14 protein-coding genes and 1 pseudogene are annotated in these 23,023 nt (G+C 60.6%); 3 read left to right on the forward strand and 12 right to left on the reverse strand.

All coding sequences use genetic code 11. The annotated features are described in order from the left end of the window. Positions 1 to 41: 41 nt before the first annotated feature. From QMO80_RS01360 to QMO80_RS01390, 7 genes and pseudogenes are all read right to left on the reverse strand, one after another. Complete coding sequence (locus QMO80_RS01360) at positions 42 to 7,565, reverse strand: hypothetical protein (protein WP_283198572.1); 7,524 nt, start codon at positions 7,563 to 7,565, stop codon at positions 42 to 44. An 850-nt stretch (positions 7,566 to 8,415) separates the two neighbouring features. After that, a pseudogene (locus QMO80_RS01365) lies at positions 8,416 to 8,901 on the reverse strand (transposase); the annotation flags it as partial. 189 nt (positions 8,902 to 9,090) lie between these two features. Further along, positions 9,091 to 10,398, reverse strand: coding sequence for an adenylosuccinate lyase (purB, locus tag QMO80_RS01370; RefSeq protein WP_283198573.1), 1,308 nt, complete (start codon positions 10,396 to 10,398; stop codon positions 9,091 to 9,093). A gap of 123 nt (positions 10,399 to 10,521) precedes the next feature. Then, positions 10,522 to 11,007, reverse strand: a complete 486-nt coding sequence (locus QMO80_RS01375; RefSeq protein WP_283198574.1) for a hypothetical protein — start codon at positions 11,005 to 11,007, stop codon at positions 10,522 to 10,524. A 62-nt stretch (positions 11,008 to 11,069) separates the two neighbouring features. Then, positions 11,070 to 11,786, reverse strand: a complete 717-nt coding sequence (locus QMO80_RS01380; protein ID WP_283198575.1) for a DUF2259 domain-containing protein — start codon at positions 11,784 to 11,786, stop codon at positions 11,070 to 11,072. Continuing rightward, positions 11,783 to 12,460 (reverse strand): ribulose-phosphate 3-epimerase, encoded by a 678-nt coding sequence (gene rpe, locus QMO80_RS01385; RefSeq protein WP_049735074.1) that lies wholly within the window; start codon positions 12,458 to 12,460, stop codon positions 11,783 to 11,785. Before rpe ends, QMO80_RS01380 begins: the two co-directional genes overlap by 4 nt. Positions 12,461 to 12,523: 63 nt before the next feature. Continuing rightward, the gene (locus QMO80_RS01390; protein WP_283198576.1) at positions 12,524 to 13,606 is read right to left on the reverse strand and encodes an ABC transporter substrate-binding protein; all 1,083 of its coding nucleotides are present in this window, start codon (positions 13,604 to 13,606) and stop codon (positions 12,524 to 12,526) included. Between the two features lie 179 nt (positions 13,607 to 13,785). Between QMO80_RS01390 and QMO80_RS01395 the strand changes: the two genes are divergently transcribed. Further along, entirely contained in the window at positions 13,786 to 14,280 is a 495-nt protein-coding gene (locus tag QMO80_RS01395; protein WP_283198577.1) for a flavin reductase, read from the forward strand. Positions 14,281 to 14,306: 26 nt separating this feature from the next. After that, positions 14,307 to 14,627: a TfoX/Sxy family protein gene (locus tag QMO80_RS01400; protein ID WP_283198578.1), complete on the forward strand. Its 321-nt coding sequence runs from the start codon at positions 14,307 to 14,309 to the stop codon at positions 14,625 to 14,627. Here QMO80_RS01400 and QMO80_RS01405 read toward each other — a convergent pair. From QMO80_RS01405 to QMO80_RS01425, 5 genes are all read right to left on the reverse strand, one after another. Further along, positions 14,597 to 15,046: an NUDIX domain-containing protein gene (locus QMO80_RS01405; protein ID WP_283198579.1), complete on the reverse strand. Its 450-nt coding sequence runs from the start codon at positions 15,044 to 15,046 to the stop codon at positions 14,597 to 14,599. The genes QMO80_RS01400 and QMO80_RS01405 overlap by 31 nt on opposite strands. Before the next feature lie 5 nt (positions 15,047 to 15,051). Further along, the gene (locus QMO80_RS01410; protein WP_283198580.1) at positions 15,052 to 16,569 is read right to left on the reverse strand and encodes a DEAD/DEAH box helicase; all 1,518 of its coding nucleotides are present in this window, start codon (positions 16,567 to 16,569) and stop codon (positions 15,052 to 15,054) included. Positions 16,570 to 16,726: 157 nt separating this feature from the next. Then, entirely contained in the window at positions 16,727 to 18,046 is a 1,320-nt protein-coding gene (locus tag QMO80_RS01415) for a peptidoglycan DD-metalloendopeptidase family protein (protein ID WP_283198581.1), read from the reverse strand. A gap of 106 nt (positions 18,047 to 18,152) precedes the next feature. Beyond that, positions 18,153 to 18,980 (reverse strand): ferritin-like domain-containing protein, encoded by an 828-nt coding sequence (locus tag QMO80_RS01420; protein WP_283198582.1) that lies wholly within the window; start codon positions 18,978 to 18,980, stop codon positions 18,153 to 18,155. Next, positions 18,977 to 19,450: a peroxiredoxin gene (locus tag QMO80_RS01425; protein ID WP_049735082.1), complete on the reverse strand. Its 474-nt coding sequence runs from the start codon at positions 19,448 to 19,450 to the stop codon at positions 18,977 to 18,979. Before QMO80_RS01425 ends, QMO80_RS01420 begins: the two co-directional genes overlap by 4 nt. A gap of 125 nt (positions 19,451 to 19,575) precedes the next feature. Between QMO80_RS01425 and QMO80_RS01430 the strand changes: the two genes are divergently transcribed. After that, on the forward strand, positions 19,576 to 22,977 hold the full coding sequence (locus QMO80_RS01430; protein ID WP_283198583.1) for an AsmA-like C-terminal domain-containing protein: 3,402 nt from the start codon (positions 19,576 to 19,578) through the stop codon (positions 22,975 to 22,977). Positions 22,978 to 23,023: the final 46 nt, after the last annotated feature.

Raw genomic sequence — 23,023 nt, forward strand, 5'->3', positions numbered from 1 at the left:
TGCCGGCGCTGCAAAGCGCCGGCATGAGGCAGGGGATCTGGTTATGCGACATTGGCCGCCTGACTGGACCGTACGGCGAACATCGCATCACCGACGAGATAGTGGTTGCTGCCATCTGTCGATTGATATGAGCTAGTGCCGCTGATCATCGAGCCATCGGCGAAGGATTGTGTCCCGTCGCTGCTCGCTATCAGGTTGACCAATCGGATACCGGCGCTCGTCATCGTCTGAAGTTCGCCGGCATCGCTGACGCCGTTCTGGTTGAGATCACGCCAGATCCTGAACTCGCTCCATCGATCATCGTTCATGTCGAGGATGTTGTCGTTGTTGGTATCGAAGGCGCGCCGGAGGCCGTCGAGATCCGAGGTCGACTCGTTACTCCAAACGCTAAACGCCAGTTCCCGTCCCTGGTCGATCTTTCCATCGGGACCGGCCATTCCGTTGGCATCGAGATCGATCACGAGGAAGCCGTCCTGAGGACCAACCCAGGCCGTTTCATCGGCCACGCCATCGCCGTCCCAGTCGAAACCTACCGATGGGCTAAGTGAGTCAAGCGGACGAAGATCAACGTGACCGTCACCATTCAGGTCCAGAAGAACGGGACTGGTGCCTCTTGCTATGACACGCCCTTGCGCATTGTACTTTTTCCACCAATCCAGCGTGCCGCCCTTGTCGGAATGGTATTCGTATTCGATGCGGGTGCCGTCATCGAAATAGGTATCACCACTGGTTCTGACGCCATACCTGTCAAAGCGGATGATGTCTGTGGTCCATGACTTGTTATTCAGATAGTCACGGTATTCGTAATACCACTTCTTTGCCTCGTCCATCTGCACGAATGTTTGCATGAGGACGTTCGATGACGAATATGATTCAGTTTGAAATCTCCATTTCTGGCCACTGAAGTCATAAGTCGTCTTGTCCGTTTGGCCGCTATCGAAAGTCGTTTCTTCGTAAGTCGTCTGTCCGGCGCTATTTTGAATCACCAGACGCGATGACCAGTTTGCGTTCGCTCGGTCCCATGCGTAGTAGCGCGTGTCGCCGTTGTCATAATAAATGTTCTGAGCTGTGAGCTGATTGCTGGCATTGTAGGAATAGTCGATGCGAGACCAATTCACGGCATTGGCGGGATCGTAGCTTGTGACATAGCGTGTGCCGTCACGATTGGCTTGATCGACCCCAACCAGCCTGTTCGCAGTGTCATAAGACTGCTTGATCGTAGACCATGACTGCGTGCTTGCAACGTCGTAGGCAGTCTTCGAGCCGTCGTCGCCCGTTTCAAGCTTGTACGTCAGCTGTCCTGCCGCATTGTAGTTCTGTTGAATCTGCGACCACGCCGCAGCATTCGATGGATCAAAGCTGATCTCGATCCGCGTGCCGTCGTCGTAGAACTGCTTTTCCAACGTCTTTCTGCCGGCACTGTCATATTGCTGCTCGACGCTTTTCCACGTGTTGGCACTAAGCGGGTCGTAGAAAACAACGGTTGTCAGCAAGCCGGCCTTATTGGCATTGGCCGTGCTCAAGAGCTGGCCGGTTGCCCCGTCATAGGTCTTCGTCACCGAGCTGCCATCGGCGGCAACAATGGTGTCAGCGGTCTTGCGGCCGAGCGAGTCAGTCGTGAGGCTGGAGGAAAGTGAGCCGAGCGCGGTAACCTGATCGACGGTCGTCTGCGTCATTGCTCCGCTGGCGTTAAGATCGACCTTGGTCCGGGTGATCGAGCCGTCGGCATGGATTACCGCCGTCTCGGTATGATCGATAGTGCCGTTATTGCCGGCATCCTTCGACAGCTTAGTGATTAGGCCGTCGGCGCTGGTCGAGATCGTGCCCTTTGCCGTCACCGTGCCACTGGTGTTGGTTTCGGTCACCGCCGTGAGAATGGAGCCGTCGACCTGAATGGTCGACTGCATGACGATCTCGTAGACGCCGTTGCCGTCATAGTCGTATTTGGCAATCTTGGTACGGCCATCCGCTGAAGTGCTCGTCTCGATCTTCGCCGCGATTGCCTGGCTCCAATAAACGCCGCCCGGCGTTAGGTTGGAGACCTTTTGCGCCGTTGCATTGTTGGTGACGACCGAGAGCGAGGCGCCGGTGGGATCGACGGTGACGGTCTCGGCCTGGTCGATTGTTCCATCGCCGTTGATATCCTTCGACGTCGTCCTCACCCTGCCGTCGGCGGATGTCTGAATCGTCGTCTTGGCGGCCAGAGTATTGGCCGGGAGATCGGTATCCGAGATTACGGTCGTGCTGCTGCCATCGGCATTGACGGCGAAACTCGTCAGCCGCTGCCGGTCGATCGTACCGTTGCCATCGAGATCCCAGCTGGTGGTCGTCAGGCGGGCATCAGCGGACACGACGACGGTCGACTTGTCCTTGATCGTTCCATCGGCCTTGAAGTTGGTGGTGACCGATGTCTGGATGCCGGAGTTGGCCGTGATCGTCTCCTGGCGCTGATCGACGATGCCGTCGCCGTTGCCGTCGCGATCGATAGCGACTGTCAGTTTGTCGGCGCTCGTCAGGGTGGCGATCTTGCCGATGAGGGTTGCGCCGCTATCCTTCGTTTCGACGACCTCGCGCACAGCGCCGTCTGCCAGCACCGTGATCGTGTCGGTGACGGTCTGGTTGGTAAAGCCCGGACGCTCCTGGCTCGATGCAACGATCAGACCGTTGGCGCTAATCGTGGTGATGCTCCTGGAGATCAGAGAACCATCAGCCTTTTTGCTTTCCACCGTCCTTGTCTTCGTGCCATTGGCATTCAAGACGGTGACATCCGTCGCCGTCTGGCTGTAGGTGCCGGCACCCGTCGGGTCGATCTGAGTGGTGACGGACAAGCCATTGGCGCTGGTGGTGATGAGCGTGCGGCTGGTCAGCGTCGTGCCGGTCAGATTGCTGATCGTCTGCGTCCTGGACCCATTGGCGTTGAGGACGGTGACGTCGGTCCGGCTTTTGTTGAAGGTGGTGCCGCCGCCGGTACCTGCGGTATCCCATTTGGTGGTGACGGTCAGACCGTCTCCTGACACCTCTGTCAGCGTGATGCTCTTGGTGACGCCGGCAACGATATCCTTCGTCGTCGTCGCCGTGGCACCATTTGCTTTCAGAACGGTGGTGTTCGTCGTCTTCTTGTCGACCGTGCCATCGCCATTGCTGTCGTATTCGAGAGTTTGCGTCAGGCCGTCGGCGGAGGTCGTGACAGTCTTGGTATCCTTCAGCGCATTGTTCGCATCGAAGTCGCTGAGGGTTTTGATTATAGAGCCGTTGGTCTGCTTGGCGGTGACCGATTTCTTATCGACAATATTGTCGCCGTCGACATCGATGGTCACCGTGGTCGTAAGACCGTGCGCAGCGACGGTGGTAACCGTTTTGCTTTCGAGCGTCGTTCCATCCGCCTTGAAGTAGGACAGCGTCTCTTTCGTCCCGCCATCGGCGTTGAGAACTGTGACGTCGCTCATCGAGCGAACTGCCGACCCATCGGCATCGGCCCAACTCACCGTCTTGCTCAGGCCGCTGGCGCTGACAGTCGCCGTCGTGCGGGAGATCAGCGCATCGCCGATACCCTTTTTTGAGATCGTCTCGGTGCGGCTGCCATCGGCATTCAGAACCATCACATCGGTAGTGACGAGTTCAAAGATGCCGTTCCCGTCCAGATCGGAACTCGAAGTCTTCGTCAGTCCGTCGTCCGAGGTGGTGGCGACTGCCTGGCTTTCGAGCACTGCGGAAGCGTTGTACTGCTTGACCTCGTCCTTCTGCGTTCCAGCGCTGTCGATGGTGATCGTTTCCACGAAGTCATCAACGGTGTCGCTGTCGATCTTGGTCTTCACCGTGGTGGTTTTCTGGTCGGCGCTGACGGTGGTGATTTTCTGCGAGATCAGCGTGACCGCGGCGTCGGTTGCCTTGACCGTTTCGGTTGTGGTGACCGATCCGGCCGGATCGAGCGGCGTTTTCTTCCACGACAAGGTCTGATTGACCGTGCCGTCGCCGTCCAGATCGTAGTCGGTCGACCCGGAAAGGCCGTTGAGGTTGGTCGTGACTTTGGTTGTTCCTACGAGCGACGTTCCCCGGTAATCCGATATGGTCTGGAACTGCAGTCCATAGGTGTCGAATGTCGTCACATCGGTCGTCTTGGCATCGATCACCTCGTCGGCGTTGATGTACTCGCTCGTCGTGATCGACATGCCGTTGCCGCTGGTGACGACGGTCTTCTTGTTCAGACGCGTGGCATCGCTGCTCGTCAGAGAGATCGTCTCAGTCTTGCTTCCGTCTGCATTCAGCACCGTCTGGTCGCTGGTGATCCGGTCGCCGACGCCGTCGTGGTTCAAATCAGCCGATACGGTCGTTGTCAGGCCATTGCCGCTGATGTCGGTGATTGTCGTGCTGATCGTCGACGCATCCGCAGCGTATTGCCGCTCCCAGACGTTGACATTGCCGCTGGCCGAGACCGATTCGACCCGGCGTGTATTGGTCCTGCCATCGCCATCCGCATCCGTCACGATCGTGGTATTCCGGCGATCGGCGCTTATGTCGGTGACGATCTGGGTCTTGAGCGTTCCGTCGGCGCTCGTGCTCCTCACCGTTTCCTTTCGCGCGCCGGTGCTGTCGAGAACGATGACGCTTTTCGTCATGTCCTCGTAGATGCCGTCGCCGTTGACGTCGGTCTTGACATACTGCGTCAGGCTGTCGGCGGATGTGTCCGTGACAGTCTTGCCGATCACCGTGCCGTTGGCGTTTTTCAACGTAACTGTTTCTATGCGGCCGCCATTGGTCCCGTTGGTGATGACATCCGTCACCACCAGATCGTTGACGGTATCGCCATTCGCGTCGATGCTCGTCGTCTTCGACAGGCCATCGGCCGACGTGACGCTGACCGTCTTCCCGACCAGCAAGCCGTCTGAGTTCAGTGTGCTTACCTTGTTGGTGGTCTGCCCATCGGTCCCGATGACGATCTCGGTCAGTTTGTCGGTCTTGGTGTCGCCGTTCGCATCCTCATTGATCGTGATCTTTTTCCCGTCGAGGCTGGTCGTCGTGACCGTCTGCGACAATAGCGTACCGGTGATACCGGTCTTGGTCCGATGCTGGACCGTCTGCGTCCGGTTGGTGGCGTCGATCACCGTCACATCGGTATCGGTAAAATCAATGACGTTGTCGGCGTTAACGTCGCTCGTCGTGGTCTTCGACAATCCGTTGGCGGTGGTGATTGTCGTCGATTTCGAGCGCTTAATGAAGGACGCATTGGTGTTGTAGACAATCGTGTCCAGGGTCACGTCGCCCGACGCTGCCACGGTCGATGTGGTGACAGTTTTGGTTTCGGAGGGGCCGTTACCATCCGCGTCGGTCGTTATGGTGGTGGTGCGTTTGTCGGCGCTGATCGACTTGTAGACGGTGGAGAGCGTTTTGCCGCTCGAGCTGCGATCCACCGTCGTTGTATTGCGCGCGCCATCCGCCGCGACAGTCGTCGTCTCGGTTACGATATCGTCGTAGGCGCCATTGCCGTCACGGTCGAGGCTGGTCGTCTTCGTCAATCCGTCGGCGGAGCCGTTGACGACTGTCCCGAACAGGACCGTGCCGTTGGCGCTGAGTTGCTGCGTGGTCGTCGTGGTCGAACCATCAACGTTCTTGACGTAGGTCTGGCGCTGGTTAGCGTTTCCGTCACCGTCCTGATCGAGCGTCGTCGTCACCGTCAGATGATCGGCGCTGGTGACCGTCGCGGTGCGATCGGCAAGCGATCCGTCGGCATTGAAGTTGGAGACGGTCTTCGTCTGGACACCTGAAACATCGGTGGTGAGCGCGTTGGTCTGCGAGCGGTCGAAGGTGCCGTTACCGTCATCGTCGAACTGCGTCTGAACGCTTTTTCCATCGACGCTGGTGGTGACGACGTTGCGGAACGCCAGGCTGCCGTCCTTATCGTAGGCAAGAATGGTCTTCTCGACCGAGCTGTCGGCCTTCGTTACGGTGGTCGTCTTTAGGATATATCCGATGTCATCAGCCATCAATATGGCGTCGCCAACCGTTCCCGTCGTGCCATCGGCACGGCTGAAGGTTGTCGTTCCGGTGATGGCGGAGCCGTCCTCAAAGGTTTGGCCGCTGCCCTTCGGGGTCAGGTCGATCGAGGTGATGCCGAGGCTGTCAAGCGTCACCAACTGGCCGTTTACATCAACCTTGAACTGAGACCAGCGTGCATCGCCCGCGTCCAACTTGCCGTTACCATTGGTGTCGAAAACATGCTTCAGCGCCTCGAGATCACCAGTCGCCGAATTATCCCACTCGGTGAAGACGAATTCGCTCGACCGACTGATCTTGCCGTCGCCATCCGCATCAATGATAAGAACGCCGGTGCCTTGAGCCGCCCATGCGGTTCTCGTTTGGTAGCCGTTTCCTTCGAGGTCGATGAACCTAGATGAGGACGAGAGGGCATCAATGTCTAAGCCGTTGCCGGAGATATCGAGAAGAACAGGTACGCCTGCAATACCACCCTTTTTGCCATGATCTTGTTGAAGTCCTCGACTTGGTTTGTCACTAATTCCAGCGGGACCTCGACCAGGCCTGCTCGCAGCATTGCGCTCAGAAGGCGTATCATAGGAACGATAGTCCACATTTCTGCCGGGACTTGGCCTGTTGGCGGCATTGCGCTCAGAAGGCGTATCATAAGACCGATAATCGGAATAATCGTAGTCCGGTCTGGAGCTCGGAGTAGCATTATACTGCGGGCTCGCGGAGCCGCCGGACTGACGACCGCCACCTGTGGAAGATCCGCCAGAAGAAGATCCGCCCCACGATGAGCCGCCGTATGACTTACTGTAACCGTCGTAGATATCGGCGGATCCACCGCGACCAGACGAACTCGAATACCCCCGGCCTTCGCTATAGGAAGAGGCGTCCCAGAAATTCCGAAAATCCGATAGTGATGCAGGCGCAAGCGGTGCGACGGAAGGAACCGGTGAAGGGGCCGTGAGAGGGGTGAAGCTAATGGGGTCGACCGGAGGAATAGGGCTTTCCACCGGCCCCGGTGTGACGCCCCCGGACACGGGACCATCCTTCAGCCCTGGATTTTCAAAAGATGGCGCGGGGTAATTTTCCCATGCCTTATCCTGCATATATTGGGAAAGTGTTAGTCCATAACCAGTTACCCGTGTCCAGCTCAAGCCGTTATAGAGTGTGCCTATAGCCTCGGGGGTCGGAAAAGCCAAACGCTCTTGAATTTCCGACAATATTTTTGCCGTTAATCGGATGTTTTTGCCCGGATCGTTAGCTAGCTCATCGGCCGTCATACCATCGAGAAGGCCCACCCATCTGTCTTGGACGTTTCCGGGCCTGTGAGAACCACCCCAACCAAATTTAAGTACATCGTAATAACCATGGGTATTCTCAAAGAAAATCACCCCTCTTAACAAATCTGGGGCAATTCCGAACTCCTTTGCCGACCGCTCGATAGCTTGGTCATTCCGACGCACCATGGCTGCCCCGAGCTGAGGATACCCCCACCAAGGATAGGCATACGATTGCCAACGCTCCCCGGATGGCGTCTTGCCGATTTCGAATGAATTAAAGCCAAACGTTACTTGACTATCTTTCATTATACTATTGTAACGCTCAGAGTCCGTGCCCATGGTTTCTCCTGTTGTGATGATATTTTTTTGATTCTAGCGGCGGTTTTTCTTAATGTTCATTAATACAAATACAATCTCGTATAGCAGCACTGGAATCAGAACGTAAATATTCAATATAAATGTGAATATTATCCATGACCTTACGTATTTAATCTCATTTCCCTCGTACGGAAAAGAAAACGCCCTATCGAAGGACGATATGGAATGGATAAAATAATATACAAAAATATTCGCAATAACTACATATATGAATATTGCCAAAAGCGCCCTTTTTCCTGGTACTAATTTCATGGCGTGCTTCCCCGAACGTTTGTATTTATTCATGCATGCATCCTAAAATAATGTCGAGGATGCTCATCGCTTGATTGGTGAAGCGGCATTAATTTATAATGCAAATTCTGGAATCTTTAGGTGGCACATTCACCAGAACGCACTACACTTGTAAAATTCAACTTAATGATGAATTATTTCTGCGCGTCAACGTTGTCAACAGCAACTGGACGGAAATTCCCACTATTTTTATAAACTGCTAATTGTCCGCGCGCAAAGTTATCACGCCGTGGGAAAAATGGGTATTGTCTCAAACGCCGGGCGCAATCGCCTAAATGGGCGCGCCTATTTAGAGCCGCCAGCGAATCTGGCTTGCCGATCTCATGTGAGAACGATGTCTCGTTCACGTCTCTCAGCGGCGAGAAAGCGTTTCTAATAGAGGTGCAAGAAACCGTAGGCGAAGGGGGAAGGATTTGCCAGCACACGAGAGCAGGCAGCCTAGTTGTTTAGTCCCGGCATTTGATGGATAGGGTCGAGGATGAATCGATCTGGCTCGGAAGCTCTTTATCGAGGCAAACGCCTTCAGCATCGTGCCGTCGACCGAAAAATGCTCCGCGCTCAACAGCCGCTTGACCGCAGGCTGTGAAAGCAGGGCCGACAGGAAACCCTGGGCAACCTCCGTCATCAGCAGCCGGTCCCGGTTCTTCGAAAACGACGAGGCATCCCAGACCGCATCGTCGATGCCAAGGCCGACGAACCAGCGGAACAAAAGGTCTAACTCCAGCCGTTCCATCAGTTGGCGCTCCGAGCGGATCGAATAGAGCATCTGCAACAGCACCGCCCGCAGCATCCGTTCAGGCGCAATCGAGGGCCGACCGGTCTTGGCATACAGCGCCGCGAACGATCCATCCAACGCCGTAAGCGAAGTGTTCACAAGATCGCGCATGGCCCGAAGCGGATGCCCGGCCGGAACCCGGGCCTCAAGATCGACATACGAAAACAGAGACCCAGTCCGATCATCCCCGCCGCGCATCAAAAATCCCTCGATATCCCTATCAAGAGGGAATCATGGACAAAGCACAAAAGCCAGCGGGTTTTTCAGCAGCCTGCTAGTGCGCATTCATAACGAGCTATTCGACCGCCGTGATCTCACGGGGGCCCTTCAAGAGCGAAGGTCGATAGTACGACCTGCTTCCATTCCCAAACACAGTTTCCGAACCGCCTACGGAGTCCCAAACACCCGCCGGAAAATCGTGTCGACATGCTTGGTATGATAGCCAAGGTCGAACTTCTCACGAATATCCTCCTCGGAGAGCGCGGCGCGAACCTCAGCATCCGCAAGCAGCTCCTCCAGAAAGTCCTTGCCCTGTTCCCAGACCTTCATGGCGTTGCGCTGGACCAGGCGGTAGGCATCCTCGCGGGAGGTGCCGGCCTGGGTCAGCGCCAGGAGGACGCGCTGGGAGTGGACGAGGCCGCGGAATTTGTTGAGGTTCTTCTCCATGTTCTCGGGGTAGACCAAGAGCTTTTCGATGACGCCGGCGAGGCGGGAGAGGGCGAAGTCGAGGGTGACGGTGGCGTCGGGGCCGATCATGCGTTCGACCGAGGAGTGGGAGATATCGCGCTCGTGCCAGAGGGCGACGTTTTCCATGGCCGGCATGGCGTAGGAGCGGACCATACGGGCGAGACCGGTTAGGTTTTCGGTCAGCACCGGGTTGCGCTTGTGGGGCATGGCCGAAGAGCCCTTCTGGCCGGGCGAGAAGTATTCTTCGGCCTCCAGCACCTCGGTGCGCTGCAGGTGTCGGATTTCGGTCGCCAGGCGCTCGATCGAGGAGGCGACGACGCCGAGGGTGGCGAAGTACATAGCGTGGCGGTCGCGCGGGATGACCTGGGTCGAGACCGGCTCGGCCTTCAGGCCGAGGGCTGCGGCGACATGTTCCTCGACGCGCGGATCGATATTGGCGAAGGTGCCGACGGCGCCGGAGATGGCGCAGGTCGCGACTTCCTCGCGGGCGGCGACCAAACGCTGGCGGCAGCGCTCGAATTCGGCATAGGCAAGCGCCAGCTTGACGCCGAAGGTGGTGGGCTCGGCGTGGATGCCGTGCGAACGGCCGATGGTGACGGTGTCCTTATGTTCGAAGGCGCGGGTTTTGAGCGCTGCGAGCAGGCGGTCGATATCGACGATCAGGATGTCGGTGGCGCGCACCAGCTGGACGTTGAAGCAGGTGTCGAGCACGTCTGACGAGGTCATGCCCTGGTGGACGAAGCGAGCATCCGGGCCGACGATTTCGGCAAGGTGGGTCAGGAAGGCGATGACGTCATGCTTGGTGACGGCCTCGATCTCGTCGATGCGAGCGACGTCGAAGGTGGCCGCGCCGCCCTTTTCCCAGATGGTCTTTGCCGCCGATTTCGGGATGACGCCGAGTTCGGCCAGCGCGTCGCAGGCATGCGCCTCGATCTCGAACCAGATGCGGAACTTGGTTTCGGGAGACCAGATGGCGACCATTTCGGGCCGGGAATAACGCGGGATCATGGGCGGCTGCCTTCACTTCGAGAGTTTTGAGCGTTTCGTTTTTACGCAATTCCGGACGGAAAACCGCGGGGCACTTTTCCTGGAATTGCTTCAGTGCCCCTGTAGCAAAGACGGGCGGCAATCTCAACGCATGCGTTTGGCAAGATAGTAGCTGCTGACGACAAGGCAGACGAGACCGAGCGGCAGGAAAAGGCGCAGGCCGATCACTAGGAACTGGTAGACGGCGCTGATGCTGGTGAAGACGAATTGAAAAGCCCAGACGACGCTGCCGAAGGGCGCGTGCCAGCGCGAATAGAAGAGCCGGTATTCCATGGCGAAGAGGAAGGCGGTCATGGCGATCGTTGCCGCCGTCAACGTCACGAAGAAGGCGGCAAAACGCGCTTCCGGCGGCCTGTCATAGGCAAAGAAGCGGGCGACCGGCAGGGCGAAGGGCCAGGCGAACAGGCCGCCGGCGAAATAAAGGACCGCGACTTCTGCAAGCCGGCTCGTCTGCAGGCCGTTGCGGAGGTAAAGGCCGAGCATGGCGGAGGCGAGCATCTGCGTGCCCCAGAACAATGCGCCGGCAATCAGATCGGGGTAGGGCGGCCGCGCGGCTCTCAGACGATCCATCCTCGGGCGATCCGTCTTGGGGCGATCTGGGCTCGGGCCATCCATCCTTGGGCGATCCGGGTTCAGGGCCGAACCGGAACGGCGATCCAGCGTCCGTTCCTGTCGGCGTCGAAGGCCAGGATCAGGGCGATGTGAACCTGGTCTCCGGTTTCCGGCTGATAGACCACCGCGCCACCGATCCGGTATTCCACAGAACAGGCGCGCTCGGCCGGAATCGCCGTCGCCTGCCGCGCGGCCTGGCGGTTCGGAGCGCCTTGTTTCTCGATCATCTGCAGGCTGAAGCCGAGGACCCGCTTGTCGACTGCTGCGCAATCCTTCGGCGTCGGCACGGGCATCTCGCTGAGCGAGAGCGTATAGGGCGATTTCGGCGGGCCGTCGGTCGCAAGCGTGGTGTAGCGGATGGTCTTCGAGGGTGAGCCGAGTTCGGTCGGCGGATTGAACGCGGCGATCAGGCCGGGATTGGTCAAGAGATCGTATTTGTCCATCTGGCTGCGCGCCGCCGTCAGGTTCTGCCGCCGCGCCTTGGAAAGATTGGCGTCCTTCTCGGTCATCTCGGTGCGGAAAGGCGTGCCCTCGAGATACTGGCCGTTTTCAGTATCGACGAAATAGGTGTTGGAGTAAGGAGCGCCGCCTTCCTCCTTGATGCCGAATTCCTGAAATCCGAACACCTTGCCATCGGCGGAAAAGCCGATCGGCTGGATATTGGCGATGTCGCCGGCCAGCGACATGCCGGGCAATGCAGCGGCAAGCATGCCGCCGATGAGTAGCCGCTTCATCATCCTCGTGCCCCTTCGGCTGCCTGACGCAGATCGGTGACAGTCCGGCGATAATCCTCGACCGTGGCTCCCTTGAAGATTGCCGAGCCGGCGACCAGGACGTTGGCGCCGGCGCGCGCGATTGCCGGCGCCGTTTCCACCGTCACGCCGCCATCGACCTCGAGTTCGATCGGCCGGTCACCGATCAGTGACTTTGCCGCTGCGATCTTGGCTGCCATCGCTGGAATGAACTTCTGCCCGCCAAAGCCGGGATTGACCGACATGATCAGGATGAGGTCGACATCGTCGAGCACGTTTTCGATGGCGCTGAGCGGGGTCGCCGGATTGAGCGTCACCCCGACCTTCTTGCCGAGATTGCGGATGGTCTGAAGCGAGCGATGCAGATGCGGGCCGGCCTCGGCATGGACGGTGATGCGGTCGCAGCCGGCCTTGGCGAAGGCTTCGAGATAGTCGTCGACCGGCGAGATCATCAAATGGCAGTCGAAAGTGGCCGAGGTATAGGAGCGCAGCGACTTGATGACATCGGGACCGAAGGAGATGTTCGGCACGAAATGGCCGTCCATCACGTCGAGATGGATCCAGTCGGCGCCGGCGGCCGTGACGTTGCGCACCTCCTCGCCGAGCCGGGCGAAATCCGCCGCGAGGATCGAAGGGGCAATGCGAATGGGCAGCGTCATCAAGTTTTACTCCCTGTGGGCCGCCATTTGAGCACGGCCTCCGATTTCAAGACTGGCGGCCGCTCACTCCGTCGGCGCGGCAGGTGGAAAAAAGCCGTTGCCCCGCCATTCGAGCAGGCGGTAGGCGTTTTGCGCAAGTTCATGCGCGGCGGTGAAGGCGATGGCGCCGACCGGTGTCTGGAACGTCGTGCCTATGAGTGCCTCCTGGAGAGGCTTGCCAGCCGCGGCGGCGGCTTCCCCGGCCTGGCCGGCAATCAGTGCCGCGGCGAGCGACGGCAGGACATAGCCTTCCGGCTCGATGCCTTTGGCGCTGAGCGCGTCGGCCGCTGCTGTGCCTTCCGGCAGAAGGGCATATTCCGGCAGGGCGACGGCGCGCACGCCGGGGGCAAGCGGCAGCGGCTGGTCGGCGGCGCGCATGGCGTCGCCGCCGAGAATGGAGAGCGGGATGTTTTCCGCTTTGGCGTCGCGGGCGATGACGGCGACATCGTTGCGGTCGCCGCCGATGAAGACCCTGGTGGCGCCGGCGCGTTTCAGCCGGCGGACCAGGGCAACCTGCTGCTCCTGTCCCGGGCGATAGGTATCGGTAAAGACCGGCTTCAGGCCGTTCTGCTCCAGCGCGTTGCGCACCGCTTCGGTCAGTTCGCGGCCATGGATGGTGCCGTCCTCGATCAGCGCGATCGGATCGGCGGCCCAGTCCTTCAGGATCACTTCGTTGATCTTTGCCGCCTCGGTGCCATCGGCGGGCGCCAGCCGGAACAGCGGCCAGCCATTCTTCAGCGCATCCTCCATCAGGATGCGGGAGCGAACCGAGACGGTGATTGCGGCAATGCCGGCGTCCTTCAGCTTCGGCAGCGCGCCTTCCAGCGTCTCGCTGCAGAGAAAGCCGATGGCGACCTGCGCCTTGGCAGCAACCAGCGCATCGGCAACCGCAGCACCGCTATTGTCCTCGCAGGTCTCGTTGATGGCGACGAGGGTGTTTCCGGATCGCTGGATCTCGAAACCGGCCCCGGCGGCAATCTGGGCGCCGAGCAAAGCGAGCGAACCGTTCTGAGGGGCGACGACGCCGATCGTCACGCCGGCCGCATGGCCTTGCGCCGACGCTCCCAGCAGCGCCAGAAAGGCTGCTATCCCTCGCAGGTTGATCATGAAAGGCGGAGATCCCCTAGCCATCGTCCATGCCCTTTTATCCGCAAGGCCGCGATCGTCAAAGAAAAACAAGCGTGAAGCAGTGCTTTTCACCGGTCCTATTGTAGAAAAGGTAACCGATGCTCGCCATATTGGCGCGATAACAAAATGATCCATGCAGAAAAGCACGGGAGAAGCAGGTGTTGAACAGGCAGCATATCGACCCCGGTCTTTATCGAGACGCGATGAGCCGTTATGCCGGCCATGTGCAGCTCGTGACGACGGCGATGGAAGGCTTGCGCCGCGGTGTCACCATCACCGCCGCCTGCTCGGTCTCGGACAATCCGGCCTCGGTGCTGATCTGCCTCAACAACACCAATCCGAAAAACGAGATCTTCTTCCGCAGCGGCATCTTCGTGCTGAACACGCTCGGCGCCCATCATCAGGGTGTTGCCGACGCCTTTTCCGGGCGGACCGCGCTTGGCGATAGCGAGCGTTTCGCCAGCGCCCGCTTCGAGACGCTGGTCACTGGCGCGCCGGTGCTTGCCGATGCGCTGGCTGCCTTCGATTGCCGGGTGACCGACATCAAGGAAATGCCGACGCATAATGTCATCTTCGGCGAGGTCGCGGCCGTGCGCTTCAGCGAAAAGCATCCGGCGCTCATCTATATGAACCGGGATTATCACGCGCTGTGATTTTCAGGATTTCAAGGAAATAGCGAATGGACAATGCCGGCATCGAGGAAATGTTTCAGGGGCTCGGCCCGGTCACGGTCAAGCGCATGTTCGGCGGCAAGGGCATCTATCATCTCGGCCGCATCGTCGCGCTCGAAGTGCGCGACGAGATGCTGCTGAAGGCGGATGAAACGAGCGCCCCGGAATTTGCCGCCGCCGGCGCCACGCAATGGAGCTACGAGGGCAAGAAGGGCAAGCCGGTGAAGATGCCCTACTGGACGATCCCCGACGAGGCCTATGACGATCCCGATCTGATGGCGAAATGGGTACGGCTTGCCTATGAGGCGTCGTTGCGCGCCGATAACTGACCGCATTCGGCTGAGGGCAGGGCTGCGATCGCTGCCCTGGTGAAGGCCGAGAGCGGTTCCGGCAGATCCGTCAGCGGAAACCAGCCGAAATCGGAAAGCTTGTCCGGTTCGGTCAATTGCGGCTCGCCTTCGACGTCGCGGGCGAGATAGAGAAGTGAAATCCAGTGCTGGCGGTCGCTGTCGATGATCTGTTCGGTCATGCCGATCCGCTCGATCCGGCCGATCCTGAGGCCGGTTTCTTCCTCGGCCTCGCGGCGCGCGGCTTGCTCGGCCGGCTCCATATGATCGACCTTGCCGCCGACGATATTCCAATAGCCGGCTTCCGGTGGGCGCACGCGCTTATAGAGCAGAACCTTGGCGTCGCGCAGAATGACCAGGCCGACGCCGAAGCCCGGAAAATCGAGACCGGGCTTCGCCATGGCGATCAGATCTTGGCGCTGCCGGCGATCAGCATGAAGGCAGGGATGTCGTCGCCGAAGCCGACCGGGGTCGGGCCGTCGTCGTGGTCGCGATGGCGGCGGCGGTCGCGGCTGTCATCGTTTGCCGGATAAGGCCGGCTGTTACGCGCATTGTTTTGCGGCTTCTGCTCTGCTCTGCGCTCGTTCTTCACGATGTCGGCCTTTACTGGTGCTGCCTGGATCACTTGGACGTCATTATCCTGGATGTCGTTATCAGATTTATGACCTGCGGCGCTGCGATTGCCGCGTCCGCGACCACGATCCCTCTCGCCGCGTTCACCCTTCGCGCCACGCTCGCGGCTGTTGCGCCGCGGGCGCTCGCTGTCGGCGCTTTCTTCTGCCGGCGGCAGGGAATTCACATCGCCGCTCAGCCATTCGACTTTCTCGCCGATCAGCTTTTCGATCGCATCGACGAATTTGCTGTCGCGCTTGGTGACCAGCGTGAAGGCGGCGCCCGAGCGGCCGGCACGGCCGGTACGGCCGATGCGGTGGACGTAATCCTCGGAATGGATCGGCACGTCGAAATTGAAGACGTGGCTGACATCGGGAATGTCGAGGCCGCGGGCGGCGACATCTGAGGCAACCAGCAGCTGGAGATTGCCGTCACGGAAGCTCTGCAGCGTCATCGTGCGGGAGCGCTGATCCATGTCGCCATGCAGAGCGCCGACGGAGAAGCCGTGGCGTTCCAGCGACCGGAAGAGATCGGCAACATCCTTCTTGCGGTTGCAGAAGATGATGGCGTTCTTGAGTTCGGTCTGGGCGCGGACGAGTTCGCGCAGAACGGCGCGCTTCTCGTAATCCTTGCTGTGCGAGGCGACGAAGCGCTGCGTCACGGTCTTTGCGGCCGATGCCGGCTTGGCCACTTCGATGCGCTCGGGATTCTGCAGGAAGCGGTCCGCGAGCTTCTGGATCTCCGGCGGCATGGTTGCCGAGAAGAACAGCGTCTGGCGGGTGAACGGGATCATCTTGGCGATGCGCTCGATATCGGGAATGAAGCCCATGTCGAGCATGCGGTCGGCCTCGTCGATGACGAGGATCTCGACGCCGCTCATCAACAGCTTGCCGCGCTCGAAATGGTCGAGCAGTCGGCCGGGTGTGCAGATCAGCACGTCGGCGCCGCGCTCAAGCTTGCGGTCCTGATCCTCGAAGGAGACGCCGCCGATCAGAAGGGCGACGTTGAGACGGTGGTTCTTGCCGTATTTTTCGAAATTCTCGGCGACCTGGGCGGCGAGTTCGCGCGTCGGCTCGAGAATCAGCGTGCGGGGCATGCGGGCGCGGGCGCGGCCCTTTTCCAGAAGCGACAGCATCGGCAGAACGAAGGATGCCGTCTTGCCGGTGCCGGTCTGCGCGATGCCGCAAATATCGCGACGCTCGAGCGCAAACGGAATGGCTCCCGCCTGAATAGGCGTGGGTATCGTGTAGCCCGCGTCGGTAACAGCGGATAGCACTTTTTGGCTCAAGCCAAGGTCAGCGAATGTCGTCAAAGGGAAAACTGTTTCCGTTCCGGTTCGGCCGAGCTCTGAACGAGTCGGCGGGATTGCATGCCGCAATGCAGCGCGACATAGCCCCGAATGGCCGGCAAGTCAAGAAATAGAGAGGCCGCACCCCGTACAGAGTGAAGCGATGGTTACCTCAAGGCTGTTACTTGATATAGGTGGCGAGCTTAAGGCCGGCATTCATGAAATATACTGGATCGACCGCGTGGCCGTCCTGGCGCACTTCATAGTGCAGATGCGTCCCCGTCGAGCGGCCGGTGCTGCCGGCAAGGCCGATGACGTCGTTGCGGCCGACCGTGTCGCCGACCTTGACCAGCACCTGGGACATATGGCCGTAGCGCGTCGAGATGCCGTTGCCGTGATCGACCTCGACCATATTGCCGTAACCGCCCGTCCAGCCGGCGGAGATGACCTTGCCCGGCGCCGACGGGCGGATCTTCTCGCCAGGCGAGAAGCGGAAATCGATGCCGGAATGCAGCGCGAGGCGGCCGAGGAAAGGATCGCGGCGATTGCCGAAGGGGCTGGTCACGTCCTTGCCGATGGCGGGATTGCGGAAGGGCAGGGATTCGGCGGTGCTGCGTACGGCCTCCAGCCGGGTCAGCGCGCCATCGAGCGCTGCCAGCGAATTGTTGAAATCGTCGTTGCTTTCAGGCTCGACATAGGGGCCGCCGACGGCGTCGTCGTCCTGCCTCGCCGCGGGTTCTTCAGGCACCGGAATTTTGAAGCGGGTCAGCACCTTGCCGATCGCATTGGCGGCATTGCCGGCGTCGCTCGTCAGCTGCTCGACGCGGTTGCGCTGGTCCTGCTCGACACCCTTCAGCGACAGCGTCACGTTGGAGAAGATGCGGTCGGCGCGGTCGCCGACCGTCTCGGCAGACGGCACATAGGCAAGCGTCGAATTGTCGGGCGTCGCATCGGCGGGCGCGCCGCTCGCCAGCTGTTTCTCGATCGCCTCGATGCCGCCGCCGGTCAGCGACGCGCGCTTGTCCTTGATATCAGGGGTATAGGACTGAACGGGCGAGGACGGCGCGGGCAGGGCGCCGTCCTTATCGGTCAGGCCGGAGCTTTCGGCCCGGTCGAGCAGATTGTCGAGCTTGCCGTGGCGCGACGTCAGTGCCATCTGCTGCTCCATCAGCTTGTCGACCTTATCCTCGACCACCTGCTGGTCGAGCAGCTGGCGGGAGGTGATGCGGTCGACCTGGGCGCGCAGCGCGGCGATGCGGTCTTCATAATCGTGCTGCATGCGGGCCTGGCGCGCCATGGTGGCGCCGATCAGATCGTCGCGCAGCACGAGATAGGAGGTGGCCAGCAGATAGCCGATCGAGAAAACGCCGACGAAGCAGAAGGCAAGGGCGGCCATCCACGGCCGCACCATCATGTGGCGGACCTTGTCGCCGCTTGCCAGGATCAGGATGTGTTCCTGCGCTCGCCTGCCGAATACCCGGTGCTGATGTCCGCTGTTCACGCAGGCTCTCCCGATTGATGCGCTACGCCTCTTTCGGAAAATTAGACACTCTTATGGTTAATGAATGCTTTCTTTATCGCTGTCCGTGTAGAAAATACCAGCGATTTCAAGCATGACTGATCGATGCGAGCGAGCGGTAGAAAGACGGGGTCAGCCCGGCCTCGGCGCGGGCGAGATCGTTGAAGGGCGGCTTCAGCGGCCCGCGGAAATTGGCGCGCACCAGCTCCTGGAAGGCTTTGGCCGGGTCGCGCTTCTCCCGCGCGCAGAGGAAGCGAAACCATTTGGCGCCGACGGCGACATGGCCTTTCTCGTCGTTGTAGATGACGTCGAGGACATCGGCACTTTCGAGGTCGCCGGTCTGGCGCATCTTTGCCTGCAGCGACGGCGTGACGTCGAGGCCACGGGCTTCGAGAATCAGCGGCACGACCGCGAGCCTTGCCGTCAGGTCGTTGCGGGTCGAATGGGCCGCCTGCCAGAGCCCGTCATGGGCGGGGAGATCGCCGTAATCGGCGCCGAGATCGTTGAGGCGGGCGCGCACCATGCGGAAATGCTTGGCCTCCTCGAAGGCAACCTGCATCCAGCCGTCGAAAAAGGAATTCGGCACCTGTTCGGTGGCGAATCGCGCAACGATATCAAGCGCCAGATCGACGGCATTGAGCTCGATATGGGCGATGGCATGGAGCAGGGCGATGCGGCCTTTGAGCGTATGCAGCGAGCGCTTTTCCACCTGGGTCGGCGGCGTCAGCACCGGCCTGTCGGGACGGCCGGGCCTCTCCGGCAGGGCCGCATCGAGCGGCGAGCGCAGCGACACCCGGCGGGCGAACCAGCGGGTGGCGCTTTCCTGCGCAAGCGCCGTCTTGCGGTCGAGATCGGCGGAGCAGATGGCATCGATGGCGCCGCCGCGCAGCGAGGTTATCGTGAGGTCGCCGGTCACGCAGCCAGATTCCGCACCGCCTCGAGCACGGTTTCGGCATGGCCCTGCACCTTCACCTTTTGCCAGATGGTGGCGATCGTGCCGTCCTGGCGGATCAGGAAGGTGGTGCGCTCGACGCCCATGAAGTTGCGGCCGTACATGCTCTTTTCCTTCCAGACGCCGTAGGCCTGCAGCGTCGTCTTCTCCTCGTCCGAGGCAAGCGCCACCGAAAGACGGTGCTTTCTGATGAATTTGTCATGGCAGGCGGCCGAATCGGGCGACATGCCGATGACGGCCGCACCCGCGGCCTCGAACTCGCTTGCCAGCGCGGTGAAAGCCAATGATTCGGCGGTGCAGCCTGTCGTATCGTCCTTGGGATAGAAGAACAGCACGAGCGGCCTGCCCTGGAATTCGGCCAGCGAGACGCGGCCGCCGCCGTCGCGGGGAAGGTTGAAATCAGGAGCCGTGGCGCCGATGCCGGGAACCGCCATTGGGAAAACCTTTCTTTTGCCGGGTTTGTGGATGACACTTTCTCTCCCCGAATTATATAGTGGACGGAAACCCGTCCAGCATGGCCGGGTTCAATTCTTCACTTAAAGGGAGAGCCCGAAGGCGCATGTCAGCCATCCGCGGCGAAAAGGTCACGTTTCGCAAGAAGGATATCGTTGCGCTGGACCGCTTGCCGTCCGCCCAGGCCGAGGATCCGATCATCGTCCATTGCCCGCCGCCGCGTTCGCCGGTGCGGCGCACGGCGAAGCTGACCGCAGGATTTCTGGGCGTGATTCTGCTTGTTCTCGCCGCGATCGTCTTCACCGTCGAGAGCGGCATGTTCGACAAGCCGCTGTCGCAGCAGGCGCAGGCGGCCTTGAACGGCGTGGCCGGACCGCGCTACCGCGCCGAGGTCGGCTCCACCGTCATTCGCTTCACCTCGGATTTCCGGCTGGCGCTGGAAGCGCGCAACGTCAACATGATCGACGAGCAGAGCGGCCAGCACCTGTCGACGACGGGTTCGGTGCGCCTGGGGCTCGATCCGCTGCAGCTCTTCCGCGGCCGCATCGCCGTCACCGACATCGAAGCCGACGATATCGCGCTCGATACCGCGCTTCTGCCCTCCGGCAATCCCGTGACGCTCGACGATCTGCGCATCGACGCCATGCCGGCGGCGATGGAGAAGATCTTCTCGCAGTTCGATATGTTCGACAGTGTCGTGACGCGCGGCTCGACCAATTCGGTGCGCATCTCCGGCATAAACATCAAGCTTGCCGACACCGCCAACGGCCCGCTGTCGCTGGTCGTCGACGATCTCGTCTTTGCCCATGCCGGGCCATCCTCGCTGCAATTGACCGGCGAGGTGGCGCTGAACGGCGAGGTGGCGGAACTCGAGGTGCTGGCCGAGAAGGAAGACGGCCACGTGTCGAAGGTCGTGGCGACGCTCAAGCATGCCGACCTCACGCCCTTTGCGCTGAAACGCAACGATCAGGGCGTGATCCGGCAGGGGCTCAACACCTTTGCCGACCTGACGGTATCGGCCACCAGGGCGCGCGATGGCGTGCAGCCGGCGCTTGCGGCCACCCTCGACATCGATCCCGGCCTGATCTATGCGGACGGCGATCCGCAGGAACTGTCGGGCGGACAGATCAATCTCGTTTATGATTTCGCCAAGCAGACGATCGAGATCGCCAAATCGAACGCGCGGTTCGGCGCGACCACCGTTCCGATCAACGGCGCGCTGATCGATCTCGACAAGCTCGATCCGCAGGCCGGAAAGGGCTTCGGCATCGACCTTCTGGTCAGCGGCGGCACGGCAGCCCCCGGCGGCTCCGGCGAGCAGCCGGTCGCCTTCGACATCCAGGCGACCGGGCGCTACCTCGTCGCCGGGCGGGAGTTCCTGTTTCCCAACATGACCGTTTCCAGCCCGCTTGGCGCGCTTTACGGAGCACTGCACGTCAGGCTGGGAGGCAAATCGCCGGAGATCAGCTTTGCCGGCCAGTCGTCACAGATGCAGACGACGGCGATCAAGCAGCTGTGGCCATTCTGGATGGCGCCCAAGGTGCGCACCTGGGTGCACGGCAACCTCTTCGGCGGCACCGTCACCAACGCCTCCATCTCCGTCTTCATTCCCTTCGGCAGGCTGGATGAGGCGGCCGGCGGCAAGGGGTTGAAGCTCGACGCCAACCAGATCCGCATCGGTTTCGACATCGCCGACGCGCGGATGAACGTCGCCGGCGACATTCCGCCGGTTCGCGACATGGCGGCCCATTTCGACCTGACCGGCCCCACTGCGACGATCGCGATCAAGAGCGGCACGTCGTTTTTCCCCTCCGGCCGGTCTGTCGGTCTAGGGCAGGGAACCTTCGCCATACCCGCAACTTACGACAAGCCGCTGATGGCCGATATCGATCTTGCGATCTCAGGGACAGCAGACGCCGTCGGCGAGCTTCTGACCTACCGGCCGATCCGGGTGCTGCAGCGCGCCGGCTTTACGCCCGACGATTTCAAGGGGCGGATCGAGGCGAATGTGAAGGCGCATTTCGGCCTGCTCTCCTCGCAGAACCCGCCGCCGGCCGAATGGACGGCGGCGATGAAGCTCACCGATATCGATCTTGCCAAGCCGTTTTCCGGCCGCACGATCAGCAATCTCGACGGCATGCTGAACGGCAATCCGAAACAGATCACGCTCGACGCCAAGGCCCAGATCGACGGCGTCCCGGCCGATATCGATCTAACTGAGCCAGTCGAGGCATCCGACAGCGCGAAGCGGCAGCGGGTGATCACCGCGACGCTTTCCGAGGAGCAGCGCAACAAGCTGATACCCGGCCTTTCCGGCATCATCGGCGGCAGTGTCAAGATGGTCCTGACGCGGATCGACGACGACCGCCAGGACGTCCAGCTCGACCTTACCCGGTCGCAACTCGACCTGCCGTGGATCGGCTGGTCGAAGGGCAGCGGCATTGCAGCTTCGGCCGAATTCGAAACATCCGGCCCGGCCGACAATATTCAGATCAGGAACTTCCGACTGAAGGGCGACGGCTTCGGCGCCACCGGCTCTCTGAATGTCGGCAAGGCCGGGCTAATCTCGGCCGATTTCGACAGCGTCAAACTCTCCTCGCTTGACGATTTCGCCCTGTCGGTGAAACGCAGCAGAGGGAATTTCGACGTCTCGGTCTCCGGCGACAGCGCCGATGCGCGGCCGGTGATCGCACGGTTGAAATCGGGCTCGGGCGATGGCGATGATGACGGGGATGGCGGCGACACCGGCGTATCGGTGCGCGCCAGGCTGAAAAACGTCGTTGGCTTCAACGATGAGAAGATCGGCAATTTCCAGGCGCAGGTGTCACTGCGCGGCGACAAGCTGCAGGCGCTGAACTTTTCCGCCGTGACCGACAGCGGCGAGGCCGTGGTCAGCCAGATGAAGGACGGCGGCGTCATCAACATCACCAGCGGCGATGCCGGCGCGGTCTCGCGTTTCGCCGATCTCTACCAGCACATGCAAGGGGGCCTGCTCAATCTGGCGATCCGGCTTTCGCCACAAGGCGGCTGGGACGGCTCGCTCGACGTGCGCCGTTTCTCGATCGTCAACGAACAACGATTGCAGTCGATCGTCTCGACGCCTGTCGGAAGCGAGCAGCGCAGCCTCAACGAGGCCGTCAAGCGCGACATCGACACCTCGTCGCAGCGCTTCCAGCGCGGTTTTGCCCGCGTCGTTTCGCGGGGCGGCATGGTCGGCATCGAGAATGGCGTGCTGCGCGGCGACCAGATCGGCGCGACCTTCCAGGGTGTCGTGCGTGACCGCAAGGGCAATATGGACATGACCGGCACCTTCATGCCGGCTTACGGTCTCAACCGGCTGTTTGCCGAACTGCCGCTGATCGGCGTCATCCTCGGCAACGGCAGCGACCGCGGCCTGATCGGCATCACCTTCAAACTGACCGGCAAGTTCGACCAGCCGAACCTGCAGATCAATCCGCTGTCGATCATCGCGCCGGGTGTCTTCCGGCAGATCTTCGAATTCCAGTGAGGCGGACAGGGCCATTGCGCAGGTTGCGCCCGACGGGCAATTTTGT

This window comes from Rhizobium sp. BT03, from assembly GCF_030053155.1.
Classification (GTDB): Bacteria; Pseudomonadota; Alphaproteobacteria; order Rhizobiales; family Rhizobiaceae; genus Rhizobium.